The sequence below is a fragment of the Mesorhizobium sp. B2-3-13 genome (assembly GCF_006442195.1).
Taxonomy (GTDB): Bacteria; Pseudomonadota; Alphaproteobacteria; order Rhizobiales; family Rhizobiaceae; genus Mesorhizobium; species Mesorhizobium salmacidum.
This window is the reverse complement of record NZ_VFVQ01000015.1, coordinates 115,644-129,608: the sequence shown is the minus strand read 5'-3', so window position 1 is coordinate 129,608 and position 13,965 is coordinate 115,644. Positions and strand designations below refer to the sequence as shown.

The window sequence follows — 13,965 nt, the reverse complement described above, 5'->3', positions numbered from 1 at the left end:
CATCTTCCTGACTATCCGAGCCTTGCCCGCGCCTTCGCCGTCCAGGCATTGAACAGCCGGTCGGCGACGATGCCGATGAAGGCGATGGCCAGGCCCGCGACGATGCCGCGGCCGGAATCGGCTTTCGACAATGCGATGAACACTTCCTGGCCGAGGTCGCGCGTGCCGACCATGGCGCAGATGATGATCATCGCCAGCGCCATCAGGATGGTCTGGTTGACGCCGAGCATGATCTCCGGCAGCGCCAGCGGCAGTTGCACCCGAAAGAAGGTCTGGCGCGGCGTGCAGCCCGAAACCTTCGCGGCCTCGATCAGCGCCGGCGGCACCTGCCTGATGCCGTGGTTGGTGTAGCGGATTGCCGGCACCACGGCGAAGGCAACCGTGGCGATCATCGCGGTGACGTCGCCGACACGGAACAGCATCACCACCGGAATGATGAAGCAGAAGGACGGCAGCACCTGCAGCGTGTCGATGACGGGCGTGACGATCTTTTCGAAGCGGTCGCTGCGCGTCGCCGCAAGCCCGATTGGAATGCCGATCAGGCAGGCGATGAAGGCCGATATGCCGCAGAGATAGACCGTCGCCATGGTCTTTTCCCAAAGGCCTGTGATGGCGCAGAAGGCGGTGAGTGCCGCGACAAGCGCGGCCAGCCGCAAACCTGAGAGCTGGTAGCCGGCAAGGCCGAGCAGGAACACCGCGCCCAGCCACGGAAATCCCTCGCAGAAGGCGCGCAGTGGATTGAGCACATTGAGGATCAGCGCCACCCGAAACGCTTCGATGATGTCGAAGAAGTTGATAGTCACCCAGTTCACAGCCGCTTTCCACAGTGGCGCGGTGGTGAAGGTGATCGCCTTCGGCACGGCCGCGAAGGCCGGCACGAACAGGCCGAGCAGCGTCGTGACGACAAGGATGGCGATGGCCAGCGTCAGATTGGGGTAACGCCGCCAGAAACGCGGGCTCGCGGACGACCGGTGGACATTGCCTGTTGCCTGCTTGTGGGCGATGGCCTGGCTCAGCCGGTCGAGCGCGATGGCGAGCGCGACGATTGCGAGTCCGGCTTCCATCGCTTCGCCGACCTTGAGCGCGCGCAGGGCGAGCAACACGTCGTAGCCAAGCCCGCCGGCGCCGATCATCGAGGCGATGATCACCATGTTGAGCGCCAGCATGATCACCTGGTTGACGCCCACCATCAGCGTCGGCCGCGCCGACGGCAACAGCACGCGCCACAATTTCTGTCGCGCCGTGCAGCCGGCCATTTCGCTGAAATCGTCGATCTCGGACGGCACCCGCGATAGGCCCAGCATCGTTGCCCGCACCATCGGCGGCGTGGCGAAGATGGCGGTGGCGATCATCGCCGAGACCGGGCTGTTGCCGAACAGCAGCAGCATCGGGATGAGATAGGCGAAGGTCGGGATGGTTTGCATCAGGTCGAGGGCAGGGGAGACGACGAACCGCTCCGCCCACGGCTTGCGCCACGCCCAGATGACGGCGAATAGCCCGGTGACGATGCAGAACGGCACGGCGATCGAGATCAGCGCCAGGGTCAGCATGGCGCTGGTCCACTGGCCGAACAGCGCGATGTAGAGGAAACAGCCGCCAACCAGCAGGCCGAGTTTTCTGCCGCCGGCCGCATAGCCGGCAAGGAACGCCGCCGCGCAGACGCCAACCCAGGACAAACGCGGCAACACGAAAGCGTCGGCGCCATGGCCGAACTTGAAATTCTTGGCCAAGAGATTGAGCGCGAAGTCGAGCGGCACGCCGAGCATCGCGGTGACCGAGCGGGTCAGCCAGGACAGGTTCGACTTGATCCAGCCCATCAGCGCGCTGACCCAGTCGGCGACGGGGACGACCGCCTCTACCGGATAGTTGACGGCCCATGGCAGTTTGTCCTGAAGCAGGAACACCACCTGCACGGCGGCAAGCGCGAGCACCCAGATCACCATCCACCGCTGAATTGGTGGCCTTGTCTGGCTGGCGCTTGCCGTCACCGTCATGCGCCGGCTCGCTCGATGCCGGCCAGCAGATCGATCACCGCTTGCGGCGTCACTTCGCCGATCGGCGTGCCGGTGCCGTTGATCACCGCGAACGGTTTGCCGACGGCAACGATGCTGGCGGAAAAACTCGCTATCTTGGCCCCCGGCGCCACGGTGCCGCCATGCTCGGCGCCGTCGCAAGCGCGCATCAGGCTGCGCGCCGAGATCACCTTGGCGCGGTCGACGTCGCGGGTGAACTCGGCGACATAGTCGGTCGCCGGATTGACCACCAGTTCTTCCGGCGTGCCGATCTGGATCACCTCGCCGTCCTTCATGATGGCGATGCGGTCGGCGAGCCTGATCGCCTCGTCGAAATCATGGGTGATGAACACAATGGTCTTGTGCAGCATGGTCTGCAGCCGCATCAACTCATCCTGCATTTCGCGGCGGATGAGCGGATCCAATGCAGAGAACGGCTCGTCGAGAAACCATATCTCGGGCTTGGTTGCGAGGCTGCGGGCGATACCGACGCGCTGCTGCTGGCCGCCCGACAATTCGCGCGGGTAGAAATGTTCGCGCCCGCGCAAGCCGACAAGTTCGATGACCTCGCGGGCGCGCGCCTCGCGTGTCGAACGATCCTGCCCCTGGATGCTGAGCGGGAAGGCGATGTTGTCGAGCACGTTGAGATGCGGCAGCAGGGCGAAGTTCTGGAACACCATGCCCATACGGTGGCGCCTGAGTTCGATCAGCGCGGCATCGGAAATCTTGAGCAGGTCCTTGCCTTCGAATTCGACCTTGCCATGTGTCGGCTCGACCAGCCGCGACATGCAGCGCACCAGCGTCGATTTGCCGGAGCCCGAAAGCCCCATGATGATGAAGATCTCGCCCTGCCGGATTTCGAGGTCGACGGCGCGAACCGCACCCACCAGCCCGGCCGCCGAGACGTCAGCCATGCTGGCCTTGCCGTCGCGCTCGCGGATGAAATCGGCGGCGTTCGAGCCGAACAGTTTCCAGACATTACGGCAGGCAAGTTTTATCGGGCGGGGATTCTTTCCCGCGTTCGATGCCTGTTCACTCGCTTCCGTCATTCAGTCGTCCTTCTGGAGCATCGGGAATTGAGACCCGGCTGATATCAGCCGGGTCTCCCTTTTCCAGTCGGAGCGATCACTGCGCCCAGGCTTTCCAGTCTGCCTCGTGGGCGGCGATCCAGGCGGCGGCAACGTCTTCCGGCGTCTTGCCGTCGAGGTCGATCTCGCCGCTCATCTTGTTCAACTCGTCGGTATCGACCGTGTAGGCCTTGGCCACCTTGTAAGCGACCGGCCATTTGTCCTTCATGCCGTTCCAGGAGTATTTCCAGATCTCGCCATGCGGCTTGCCGCAGTCATATTTGGCGTCCGGGTTCACGCCCCATTTCGGGTCGTTGTAGCATTCGGGCGTGTATTCCGGAAATTGTACCCATTCGCCCTTGTATTTTGCGGGCGCCCAATGCGGCGAATAAATCCACAGCATGATCGGCGCCTTGCGCTGATAGGCGGAATCGAGTTCGGCGAACATCGCCGCATCGGTGCCGGCATGGATGACGGTGAAGGGCAGTTTCAGTGCCGCGACGCGTTCGTCGTCAAAACCTTCCCAGGTCACCGGGCCGCCGAGGTAGCGCCCCTTCGGCGCCGTTTCGGCGGTCGAGAACGATGCCGCGCAGGTGGCGTCGAGCAGCGCGTGCCAATCCGGCAAGGTCGGGCACTTTTCCTTCATGTATTCGGGAAACCACCACTCTTCCTTGGCCTTGGGCCCGAGCTTGCCCAGCCTTTCGGTCTGCCCCGTGGCGTCGGAAGCCTTCATGGCTTCGCCGGCGGTGGTGTCCCAGAACTCCAGGCCGACATCGATATCGCCATTGGTGAGGCCGGTTGTCAGGCTGGAGAGATAGTCGGCGGTCGGGTATTCGACGGTATAGCCGAGCTTTTCCAGGATGCCGCCGAGGATCTTGGCGTTGAGGTTGACGCTGGTCCAGTCGAACAAGGCAATCTTGATCGGGTCGTTGGATTCCGGTGCCGCTGCTTGCGCTGTTGGCGTCAGCACACTTGCCGCGGCAAGTGCAAAAGCTCCCATTGAGAATTTCGAAATCATACTGCGAATTGGCATTGCTTGGTTCTCCTTCAAGCTGTGACGATTGTTGGTCGTTCCCTTTTTGCGTCTTTTCTTGATTGTGTTGGAAAGGCCGGCTGTTGCGCAAGGCCGTTATCGCCGGCGCAGGCGCGGCGATGCTCGATTTCGGTGATGACGGACGCTGCCGAGGCGGGCAGTCTCATGGCCGATCGATCGCCGCGACGGCGATCCGCGGATCAATTGCCAGTCCTGCGGCGCCCTGCAAGGTGCGAGCCATCAAGGTCCCATGATCCCGAGCATTTCCGGCGGGAATTGCTCTCGGCTGTAGCCCTGGCAAGCCCTGTCTCGCCAGCGCTGTTTCATAGGATGAAATTATATATACCAACGTTCATGCCGCGCAACGACTAACGCCACGCTCGCGCCGGAATTTCAGACCGCAGGCGAAGCCGGCGGGACATGGCTCGCATGTCCCGTTACCAGCAGACGTAGCCGCCATCGACGATCAGGTCGAGGCCGGTGACGAAGCTCGACGCCCGGCTGGCCAGGAACACCGTCGGCCCGACCATTTCCTCCGGCGCCGCCATGCGTCCCATCGGCGTGTCGCGTTTGAAGATCTTCACCTGTTCGGCCACCTCCGGCCGTTTGTTCATCGGCGTCAGCGTGTAGCCCGGGCTGACGACATTGACGCGCAGCCCACGATCGGCCCATTCCATGGCGAGGCTCTTCGACAGATGAATGACCGCGGCCTTCGAGGAATTGTAATGCGCCTGCGTCAGCCCGCGATTGACGATGGTGCCCGACATCGAGGCGATGTTGATGATCGAGCCCTTGCCCCGCGCCAGCATCTTGCGCGCTTCGGCCTGGCAGGACAGGAACACACCGGCGACATTGACCTCGTGCACTTTCCGCCACTTTTCCAGCGGCAGTGTCTCCGCTGGTTCCGAGCCGGCAATGCCGGCATTGTTGACGGCGACGGTCAACGCACCGAGTTCGGCTTCGATGCGATCAATGGCCGCCGCGAGATCGCTGTCCGAGGTCACGGTGCCGGTCAGCACCAGCGCCCGGCGGCCGAGCGCGGTGATCCGGTGAGCGGTTTCGTCCAGCCCGCCGTTCGACGTATGGCCGAAACAGGCGACATCGGCGCCTGCCTCGGCCAGCCCGATCGCGATTGCCTGGCCAATGCCGCTGCCGGCACCGGTGACCAGCGCGACATCGCCCTCCAGTTTGAAAAGATCCATTGCCTTGCCTCCCTTATCAAGGGAGGTTATGCGCATTGCCGTCCTTTGATCAATCTCATCAGAAATCGCAAGCCTTTGGGCGCCGGTCGCTGGACCAGGCCCTGAGCGGCACGGGCTTGAACTTGCCCTTGATCGGCTTGCCGTCTTCAAGGTCCTTGGAGACGATGCCTACGCCTGTGAGATAGTTGATGTCGCAGCCGCCGAGCGTCGTCTTGACGCCATCCGACGTCTGCTGGTTCCAGTTCCGACTGCGGCTGTAGCCACCGACCAGGAATTGGCCCCGGCGATAGACGATCGTCATGGTTTCTTCTGTCGACTTGCTGGCGCCGCATCCGAAGCAGGACGTTATCGCCAGCGATCCCTTGCCCTTGGTTTCAAGGTCGAGGACCCGATCTTCCGTCAGTCCTTTCCTGACGAAATCGGGGCGACGCGAGGAATCGAGCTTCTCCTCGCCGGTTGCCAGGTAAATATAGAGATCGGCCGGCGCACCAAGCTCCTGCACCACCCTCGCCCGATCCATCTTGCCGTCCTGGTCGATATCGAGCTTGAGCTCGAACGCTGGCGGACTTTCGGCAAATGCCACTGCGGGCAGCGCGACGAGGCCAACGAGCCAGGCAAGGGCCGCATGATGAAATGCCGTCATGAGCAGTCGTCCGCCGTGGGTGTTCAGCCTAACACCGACCGGGACGGAGGAAAATACGAAACCCAGGCAGACCTCGAGTGCAATCGACTACGTGACGGCTTCAGAAATATCCGTCCGAGGCGCGGGTGGGGTCGTTTATCGACTGCACGCCGGTCCAGAAGGGCAGGCACACATGTTCGGCACCGGCAATGTCGATGGCGTCGCGGCCGACCAGCCGTTGGGAGAGCACATCATTGATGATGACGGCCGCCGCCGGCGTCGGCGGCGTGGCCTTGATGCTGTGGGTATTCACCGGCCGACCTCGAAGAACGGCTTGCCGAGCAGGTCGGGAACGACGTCGATGCCAAGGCCTGGCCCGGCGGGAATGCCCATGCGGCTGCCGGTGACCGGCGGCGCGTTCGACGCGGTGCGCACCGTCACCCATTCATGAAAGGCAATCGCGTGCAGCCGGCGCTCCTCCGGCGTCGACAGCGACAGATGCGCCATGGCGGATGTATCGATCTCGGCGCCGCCGGTATCCTCGACCGTGATCATGAAGCCGAGGTCGACGGCGACGTCCCGGATCAGGCGGGTCTTGGTGACGCCGCCGAGTCGCGAGATCTTCAGCGTCAGTCCGTCGGCCGCGCCGAGGCGATGGATTTCCAGCATCGCCTCGAGCGAAGTGACGGATTCGTCGAGCACCATCGGTTTGTCGAGCATGCGGCGCACCGACATGTTCTCGTCGATGGTCGTGCAGGGCTGCTCGAACGTATAGTCGATCGCCCGCGTCGCATCGGCGAACTGCCGTGCCTGGTAAGGTGTCCAACCGGCATTGGCGTCGCAGAAAATGACAGTGCCTTTCGGCACCGAGGCGGCGACCGCGGTGACGCGTTCGATGTCGTCATGGACATTGCCGCCGACCTTGACCTGCAGCCGGCTGAAACCGTCCTCGACGATGCGCCCGGCAAGTGCGGCCATTTGATTGACCGTGCCATGGGTAACGACCTTGTAGAGTTCCGCCGTGTCGCTTTCCTTGCCGCCAAGCAGCGTCACCAGCGGCACGCCGGCGGCGCGCGCCGCCAGATCCCAGCAGGCCATGTCGAGCGCTGATTTGATGTAGGGATGGCCCTTGAACACGGTGTCCATCAGCCGGCCGATGCTGGCCAGCCCGCACGGGTCCTGGCCGACAAGATGCGGTGCGATCTCCGGCACGCCGGCTCTTGTGCCGGCGGGGAAGGCGGCCGAGTAGAAATTGCCGAGCGGCGCCATCTCACCCCATCCGGTGATGCCGCTGTCGGAGGTGATGGAGACGATCACGGCGTCGAAGCAGTCGGCCACGCGTCCCTTGGACATGCGATAGGGGCCGTCCACGAAGGGCTGCACGACGTGAAAGGCTTTGATGGTTTCGATCTGCACGTGGGGTATCCATTATCCGCGATGAGGGAAGGGGTCAGGCGCCTTTCGACGGACGCCTTTCGAGGCCGCGCGCATGGGCAAGAAGCTCTTCGAAATCGAGGTCGATATGCTCGCGGGCATGGCGCTGGGCCGCACCCATGTCGTCGCCCTTGAGCAGCGCCACATAGGTTTCATGGATATCTTCGGCCGGCACGGGTTCCTTTCGCGCCTGCTGGTGCAGGGCGAAGTACATCTGCAAACGGCTGGTCAGCCTTTGCCAGGTTTCCAGGAGCACCGAATTGTCGGCCCATTCATGGATCAGACCATGCAGTTGCAGCGCGGTTTCGATCTGCCTTGTGGTGTCGCGGTCGCGGGTCGCCTGTTTCACCGCCTCATGCCGCCGGTCAAGCTCTTCGAAGAAACGCTGGTCGCGCTGCTCCCACGTCCGTTCGATGGCGAACTCGTCCAGCACCTTGTTGAGCGAATAGGCGTCGTCGATGTCCTTGGCGGTGACATTGATGACGAAGGTGCCGGCATAGGGGATGCTGGTCAGGATGCCTTCCTGCACCAGCTCGCGCATCGCCTCGCGCAGCGGCGCACGGCTGACCCGCATCTGTTCGGAAATCCTGAGTTCGTTGAGCTTCTGGCCGGGCTCGAGCTGACCAGTCAGGATCGCGCGCCGCAGCAGTGCCACGATTCCGGCGCGGCGCGTCGTGTCGGTAATCGGGCTGAACTCCGTCTTCACCATCCGGTCCACTCCAGCGAGAACAGAAGGCAAGACAATCAGATTGTCGACAAATTAACAAGAGCTCGTGGTCTATTTTTCGGTTTACGGCGTCGCCGACGTGGCGGCTTTGGTCGGCCTGCTCGTGAAAACGGCGCCCGCGACCCTGGGAAAAGGTCGAGGGCGCCGCGGAAACCGGGCCTGCGGGGGAGTCAGGTAGCCGGTTTCTGTGGGAGGGGCGAAATCGGCATTCCGGGGCCGATCTTCTGCAGGTTGCCTGTGATGACCTGGTCGCCTTCGGCGACGCCGCTGAGGATGGCGACCATATCGCCGCTGGTCGGCCCGAGCGAAACCAGCCGCTGGTCGACCGTATTGCCCTTGCCGACGACGTAGAGATATTTGCCGAGCTGGCTTGATCCCAGCGCTACCTGCGGCACCAGCAGCGCATCGGGCTGTTGTTTGACGTGCAGCCGCACGCGAACATACTGGCCAGGCAAGAGCGTGAACTTGGCGTTGCCGATGGTGGCGCGTGCGGTGATCGTGCCGGTCGAGTGATCGATCGTGTTGTCGATAAAGGTGAGCTCGCCCTTCTGGTGGGCTTCGGTCTCGCCCGGCAGCAGGACCTCGACCTCGATCGGGCCGGCAGCACGCGCTTCCTCGATTTGCGCCAGATCCGTCTCGCTCGGATTGAAGGTGACGTAGATTGGATCGAGCTGCACCAGCGTGTTGAGCACGGTGCCGGCAACGCTGACCAGCGTTCCCACGGAAGCCTGGTTGCGGCCCAGGCGTCCGGGGAACGGCGCGTGGATTTCAGCATAGCTCAGATTGAGCTCGGCCGTGCGCACGGCAGCCTGGTTGAGGGCCAGCGACGCCTGCGCCCCGCGCAAGGTGCTGGTGCGCTGGTCGAAGCTGTCCTTGTCCAGGTAACCGCTCTTGGCGAGCTCGGTACCGCGGCCGAGATTGGAACGCGCATAATCGAGCGTCGCCGTATCGCGCTGCACCTGTGCCTTCGCCTGGTCGAGCGCGGCCTGGAAATCGTCAGGCGAGATCTTGTAGAGCAGGTCGCCCTGCCGCACGTCGGCGCCGTCTTGCGCTGTCTGTTCCTGCAGGTAGCCGGGGACGCGCGCCTGCAGCGTGATGCTGCGGATCGGCTCGGTCCGCGCGGCGTAGTCGAGATAGATCGGGATCGTCTTCTTGACCACGTTCGCCACCGGCACCGGCATGACGAACGCTGCTGGGGCCGGCGCCGCCCCCGCCGTGCCGGCATTCAGGCTGATATTGCCCATGTCCAGCAGGTGGACGCTGGCAACCGAGATCGCACCCAGCGCGACAGCCGTTCCCAACGCGATTTTCCATTTACGCATGATCATTCTCCAATCTTATTCGGCCGCTTCCGCCAGGGGAGGGAAGGCGGGTTTGGCCGTTGGTTCAGTGTGTTGAGAGGCGGGCTGGTCGCCGCCGCGCCGTTCGCGCAGCTGTTCGATGACCGCGTAGAAGACCGGCACGAACACCAGCGACAGGATGGTCGCCGCGACCATGCCGCCGAACACGGTGGTGCCGATCGACTGACGGCTGGCAGCACCCGCGCCGGTGGCGATCATCAGCGGCACCACGCCGAGAATGAAGGCAAACGCGGTCATCAGGATCGGCCGCAATCTCAGCCGAGCGGCCTCCATCGATGCCTCGACGATGCTGAGGCCTTCCTCGCGCCGCCGTCTTGCGAACTCGACGATCAGGATCGCGTTCTTGGCCGCCAAGCCGATCAGCATGACGAAGCCGATCTGCGAATAGACGTCGATCTGCATGCCGCGCACCCAAAGTGCGGCGAACGCGCCGAACAGGGCGAGCGGCACCGCCAGCAGCACCATGAACGGCATCGCCCAGCTCTCGTACTGCGCCGCCAGGATCAGGAAGACGAAGACGATGGCGAGGGCAAACACAACCGACGCGATCGATCCCGCCTTGAGCTCCTGGAAGGTGATGCCGGTCCATTCGAAACCGAAATCCCTGGGCAGCGCGGTGGCCGCGGCCCGCTCCATGGCGGCGACCGCCTGGCCCGACGAATAGCCGGGCGCGGCGCCGCCGTTGATGGTGGCCGAGGCGTTGTTGTTGTAGTGCGGCACGGTTTCCGGGCCGACGAACGGCACCAGCTTGCCCAGCGTGCTGAGCGGCACCATGCCGCCGGAAGCATTGCGTACATAGAGCCGTGAAATATCTGCGGCACCCGCACGTGAATCCTTGTCGGCCTGGATCGTCACCCGGAAGGTGCGGCCGAACAGGTTGAAGTCGTTCACGTAGAGCGAGCCGAGATAGATCTGCAGCGTGTTGAAGACGTCCGGCAGGTTGAGGCCGAGCAGCTTCGCCTTGGCGCGGTCGAGGTCGTAGTTGAACTGCGGCGTCGAGGTCGAGAACGGCGAGAACAGCTGCTGCGGATTGATTTCCGGCTGCTTGCGCGCCTCGGCGATCACCGCTTGTGTGGCGTCGTTGAGGGCCGTGCTGCCGCGGCCGGTGAGGTCCTCGACGACGAATTCGAAGCCGCCCGTGGTGCCGATGCCGGGGATGGAGGGCGGATCGAAGGAGAGCGCGAAAGCCTCCGGGATCTGCATCAGCTTGCCGCGCACGTCGGCGACGAGCTTGGAGGCGCTCTGGTCGGGGCCACGCTCTTCCCATGGCTTGAGGATGGCGAACTCGACCGCCGAGTTCGACTGCGCCGCGCTGGTCAGGAAGTTCAGGCCGCTGATCGAGCCGACGATGTCGACGCCGGGTGTCGCTTGCAGGATGTCGCGCGCCTTTTGTGCCACCGCATCGGTGCGTTCCAGCGAAGCCCCGTCGGGCAGTTGGATGACGACGAAGAAATAGCCCTGGTCCTCGACCGGAAGGAAGGTCGATGGCAGCTTCTGCCAGACGAAATAGGTGGCGACCAGACCGGCCGCGAACAAGCCGAGCATGATCCAGCGCAGGCGGACCAGGAAGCGCACGCCATGGGCGTAGGCATGCGACAGTTTGTCGAAACCCGTATTGAACCAGCGGAACAGAACAAACTGCGTCTCGCCGCGATGCCGTAGGAAGGCAGCGCTGAGCGCGGGACTGAGCGTCAGCGAGTTGAAGGCGGAGATGCCGACGGAGATCGCCACCGTCAGCGCGAACTGGTTGTAGAGCTTTCCGGAGACGCCGGGAATGAAGGCAACCGGCACGAACACGGCCATCAGCACGGCGGTTGTCGCGATGATCGGACCCGTGACCTCCGCCATGGCGGCTTTTGTCGCCGCCAGTGGTTTCAGTCCGGCCTCGAGCTGTCGCTCGACATTCTCGACCACGACGATGGCGTCGTCGACGACGAGGCCGATCGCCAGCACCATGCCGAGCAGCGAGAGCATGTTGAGCGAGAAACCCATCATCTCCATGATGACGAGTGTCGCCACCAGCGACACCGGAATGGCGATGGTCGGAATGATCGTCGTGCGCCAGCTCTGCAGGAAGATGAACACCACCGCCACGACGAGCACCAGGGCTTCGCCAAGCGTGATCAGCACGTCATGCATCGAGGCCGAGACGAAGCGCGTCGTATCGTAGTGCATCGCATAGTCGACGCCCTTGGGGAAACGGGCCGACAGTTCCTGCATCTTGTCCTTGACGCGCTGCTGTAGATCGAGCGCGTTGGAGCCGGGCATCTGATAGACGGCGAGCACCACGGTCGGGTCCTTGCCGAAGAAGGCCGAAGACGAATATTGCAGGGCGCCAAGCTCGATACGGGCGACGTCGCGCAGCCGCACCAGCGAACCCGTATCCGTGTTGGCACGCACGACGATGTCGCCGAATTCCTTGGGGTCGCTCAACCGGCCGACGGCGTTGACCTGCATCTCGAAGGCGGTGCCGGCGGGCGCCGGCGACTGGCCGATCTTGCCGGCCGCCACCTGGACGTTTTGTTCGGCGATGGCGTTCTGGACGTCGACGGCGGTGATGCCGAGATTGGCGAGCTTGTCCGGGTCGAGCCAGACGCGCATCGAATAGCGCCGCTCGCCGAAGATCTGCACGTCGCCGACACCCGGCAGCCGCTTCAGCGGATCCACCACCTGCAGATAGGCAAGGTTGGAGAGCGCCACCGGGTCGACGGAATGGTCGGGCGAGGTCAGGTTGACGATCAGGACGAAGTTCGGGTTCTGCTTCTTGATCGTCACGCCGCCCTGGTTGACGATCGCCGGCAGCGACGAGGCCGCCTGAGAGACGCGGTTCTGCACGTCGACGGCTGCAGTGCTTAGGGAATAGCCGACATCGAAGGTGACGGTGATGGTCGACGAGCCGTCATTGGAGCTCGTCGACGACATGTAGGTCATGCCTTGCACGCCGTTGATCTGCTGCTCCAGCGGCGTCGTCACCGTGTCTGCCACCACTTGCGCGCTGGCGCCCGGATAGTGGGCGCTGACCACGACCTGAGGCGGTGTGATGTCGGGAAACTGCGAAACGGGCAGCAGGAAATAACAAATCGTCCCGGCGAGCACCATGATGATGGCGATGGCCGAGGCGAAGATCGGGCGATGGATGAAGAAGTTTACCACGACACACACGCCTCTCCGGCCGCTCTTGCCCGCCCGAAGGCGCTGGCGACCCTGGACAATTGGCCGTGCCCGCTACGGGACCCTTCCCGTGAACGCAGCAACGGCACCTCGCGACGCTGCCCATCGGCGAGCGAGCGCAACATGTTCTCGAAGGCGCGGGGGTCGACCCCATCTGCTTTCATCACCAGCCGGATCATCGGATCCCGGACGGCCTCATCTATGGTAAGATCGCGGCGCTGTGGCATTGGCCGGCTCCTTGTCTGTCGATTCGCAGCCTATGCTCGCGAACCGTTTTTCATCTCTTCACCGGCCGAAGCCGCATGATTGGCAGTCTTTTCGTCCATCTCGATCTGGTAGGACCAGTTCACGACCTTGTTATTGACGACGGACATTATAGGTGTTACCAGTAAGTAACATTCTGGAAGTTACAGACCGGTAACACCCTAGTCAAGAGGTGGGCCGAGGATTTTTTGGAAACGAAAAGGAGATCATGATGACAGACGGCGTCATGGAGCGCTCTCGTCCCCGGGATCGGATCCTGGAGACGGCGCGTGACATGTTCCATAAGCACGGCATCAAGGGGGTCGGCGTCGACGCCATCACCGAGGCCGCCGGCACGAACAAGATGACGCTCTATCGTCACTTTGAGTCCAAGGACGAACTGATCGTCGAATGCCTGCGCGCCAATGCGTTGAAAGCCGGCGCGATGTGGGAAACGTTCGAGGCCGAGCATCCGGGCGACAAACTCGCCCAGCTTCATGCCTGGGTTCGCAAGGCCGCTGCTATGCTCAACACCGACGGCCGCGGCTGCGATATGGCCAACGCCGCCGCCGAACTGACCGAGCCCGATCACCCGGCAAGGCGCGTGATCAAGGAACTCAAGGAAGCCCAGCGCGAACGCCTGGTCAGGCTCTGCCGGGATGCCGGCATCGGTCAGGCCGAACTTCTCGCCGATACGCTGTCGCTGCTGTTTGAAGGCGCGCGCGTCAGCGTGCAGACCGTCGGTGCCGAGGGCCCGAGCACGCAGTTCGTGCGTATGGCCGAAGGGTTGATCGTTTCCTTCAGGGGCACTGCGGCAGGCTGACATCTGCCGGACTGCCACCGATCTGTGCGATTCCGTGACCGGACGGACCGGACCGCACGCTTTTGGCGCGGCGGCGTCGTAATTGCTGCGGATCAGAACGAAAAAAGCCCGCTGCCGGGAGGAGGTGGCAGCGGGCTCGATTTCGAATGTGGTGCGGGAGGAGGTGCACCCCATTCAGCGTCGGCATCGCATCTGGGAGGAGTAGATGGCCGACAACCAGAAACTACGAGTTGCCCAATGATTCGGCAACAATGAATTGTGCATAGCTGC

Annotated in this window: 11 protein-coding genes; 1 reads left to right on the top strand and 10 read right to left on the bottom strand. The window is 63.3% G+C overall.

The genetic code is table 11. The annotated features are described in order from the left end of the window. Positions 1-11: 11 nt before the first annotated feature. From FJ941_RS19070 to FJ941_RS19025, 10 genes are all read right to left on the bottom strand, one after another. A complete protein-coding gene (locus tag FJ941_RS19070) occupies positions 12-1,994 on the bottom strand; it encodes an ABC transporter permease subunit (RefSeq protein WP_140507931.1) in 1,983 nt (660 codons plus the stop codon). Then, entirely contained in the window at positions 1,991-3,061 is a 1,071-nt protein-coding gene (locus tag FJ941_RS19065) for a glycine betaine/L-proline ABC transporter ATP-binding protein (RefSeq protein WP_140507929.1), read from the bottom strand. The genes FJ941_RS19070 and FJ941_RS19065 overlap by 4 nt, the downstream gene beginning before the upstream one ends. 76 nt (positions 3,062-3,137) lie before the next feature. Next, positions 3,138-4,112, bottom strand: a complete 975-nt coding sequence (locus tag FJ941_RS19060; protein ID WP_140507927.1) for an ABC transporter substrate-binding protein — start codon at positions 4,110-4,112, stop codon at positions 3,138-3,140. 437 nt (positions 4,113-4,549) lie between these two features. Then, on the bottom strand, positions 4,550-5,314 hold the full coding sequence (locus FJ941_RS19055; RefSeq protein WP_140507925.1) for an SDR family oxidoreductase: 765 nt from the start codon (positions 5,312-5,314) through the stop codon (positions 4,550-4,552). Between the two features lie 58 nt (positions 5,315-5,372). Then, positions 5,373-5,957, bottom strand: a complete 585-nt coding sequence (locus FJ941_RS19050; RefSeq protein WP_140507922.1) for a hypothetical protein — start codon at positions 5,955-5,957, stop codon at positions 5,373-5,375. A 100-nt stretch (positions 5,958-6,057) separates the two neighbouring features. Further along, complete coding sequence (locus tag FJ941_RS19045; protein WP_246673877.1) at positions 6,058-6,249, bottom strand: hypothetical protein; 192 nt, start codon at positions 6,247-6,249, stop codon at positions 6,058-6,060. Continuing rightward, positions 6,246-7,352, bottom strand: a complete 1,107-nt coding sequence (locus tag FJ941_RS19040) for a mandelate racemase/muconate lactonizing enzyme family protein (RefSeq protein WP_140507921.1) — start codon at positions 7,350-7,352, stop codon at positions 6,246-6,248. Before FJ941_RS19040 ends, FJ941_RS19045 begins: the two co-directional genes overlap by 4 nt. Positions 7,353-7,386: 34 nt before the next feature. After that, on the bottom strand, positions 7,387-8,079 hold the full coding sequence (locus FJ941_RS19035) for a GntR family transcriptional regulator (protein ID WP_140507919.1): 693 nt from the start codon (positions 8,077-8,079) through the stop codon (positions 7,387-7,389). A gap of 188 nt (positions 8,080-8,267) precedes the next feature. Further along, positions 8,268-9,419 (bottom strand): efflux RND transporter periplasmic adaptor subunit, encoded by a 1,152-nt coding sequence (locus FJ941_RS19030; protein ID WP_027142277.1) that lies wholly within the window; start codon positions 9,417-9,419, stop codon positions 8,268-8,270. Positions 9,420-9,434: 15 nt separating this feature from the next. Continuing rightward, positions 9,435-12,611 carry a multidrug efflux RND transporter permease subunit gene (locus tag FJ941_RS19025; protein WP_140507917.1) on the bottom strand — a complete coding sequence of 1,059 codons (3,177 nt, stop codon included), beginning with the start codon at positions 12,609-12,611 and terminating at the stop codon, positions 9,435-9,437. Between the two features lie 493 nt (positions 12,612-13,104). Between FJ941_RS19025 and FJ941_RS19015 the strand changes: the two genes are divergently transcribed. Further along, complete coding sequence (locus tag FJ941_RS19015; protein ID WP_140507913.1) at positions 13,105-13,695, top strand: TetR/AcrR family transcriptional regulator; 591 nt, start codon at positions 13,105-13,107, stop codon at positions 13,693-13,695. The last annotated feature ends 270 nt before the right edge of the window (positions 13,696-13,965 follow it).

Excerpts from the sequence above, each read along its gene's own strand:
- FJ941_RS19070 (WP_140507931.1), bottom strand. The coding sequence starts at position 1,994 with ATGACGGTGACGGCAAGCGCCAGCCAGACAAGGCCACCAATTCAGCGG.
- FJ941_RS19055 (WP_140507925.1), bottom strand. The coding sequence starts at position 5,314 with ATGGATCTTTTCAAACTGGAGGGCGATGTCGCGCTGGTCACCGGTGCC.
- FJ941_RS19060 (WP_140507927.1), bottom strand. The coding sequence starts at position 4,112 with ATGCCAATTCGCAGTATGATTTCGAAATTCTCAATGGGAGCTTTTGCA.
- FJ941_RS19015 (WP_140507913.1), top strand. The coding sequence starts at position 13,105 with ATGACAGACGGCGTCATGGAGCGCTCTCGTCCCCGGGATCGGATCCTG.
- FJ941_RS19030 (WP_027142277.1), bottom strand. The coding sequence starts at position 9,419 with ATGCGTAAATGGAAAATCGCGTTGGGAACGGCTGTCGCGCTGGGTGCG.
- FJ941_RS19050 (WP_140507922.1), bottom strand. The coding sequence starts at position 5,957 with ATGACGGCATTTCATCATGCGGCCCTTGCCTGGCTCGTTGGCCTCGTC.
- FJ941_RS19065 (WP_140507929.1), bottom strand. The coding sequence starts at position 3,061 with ATGACGGAAGCGAGTGAACAGGCATCGAACGCGGGAAAGAATCCCCGC.
- FJ941_RS19035 (WP_140507919.1), bottom strand. The coding sequence starts at position 8,079 with ATGGTGAAGACGGAGTTCAGCCCGATTACCGACACGACGCGCCGCGCC.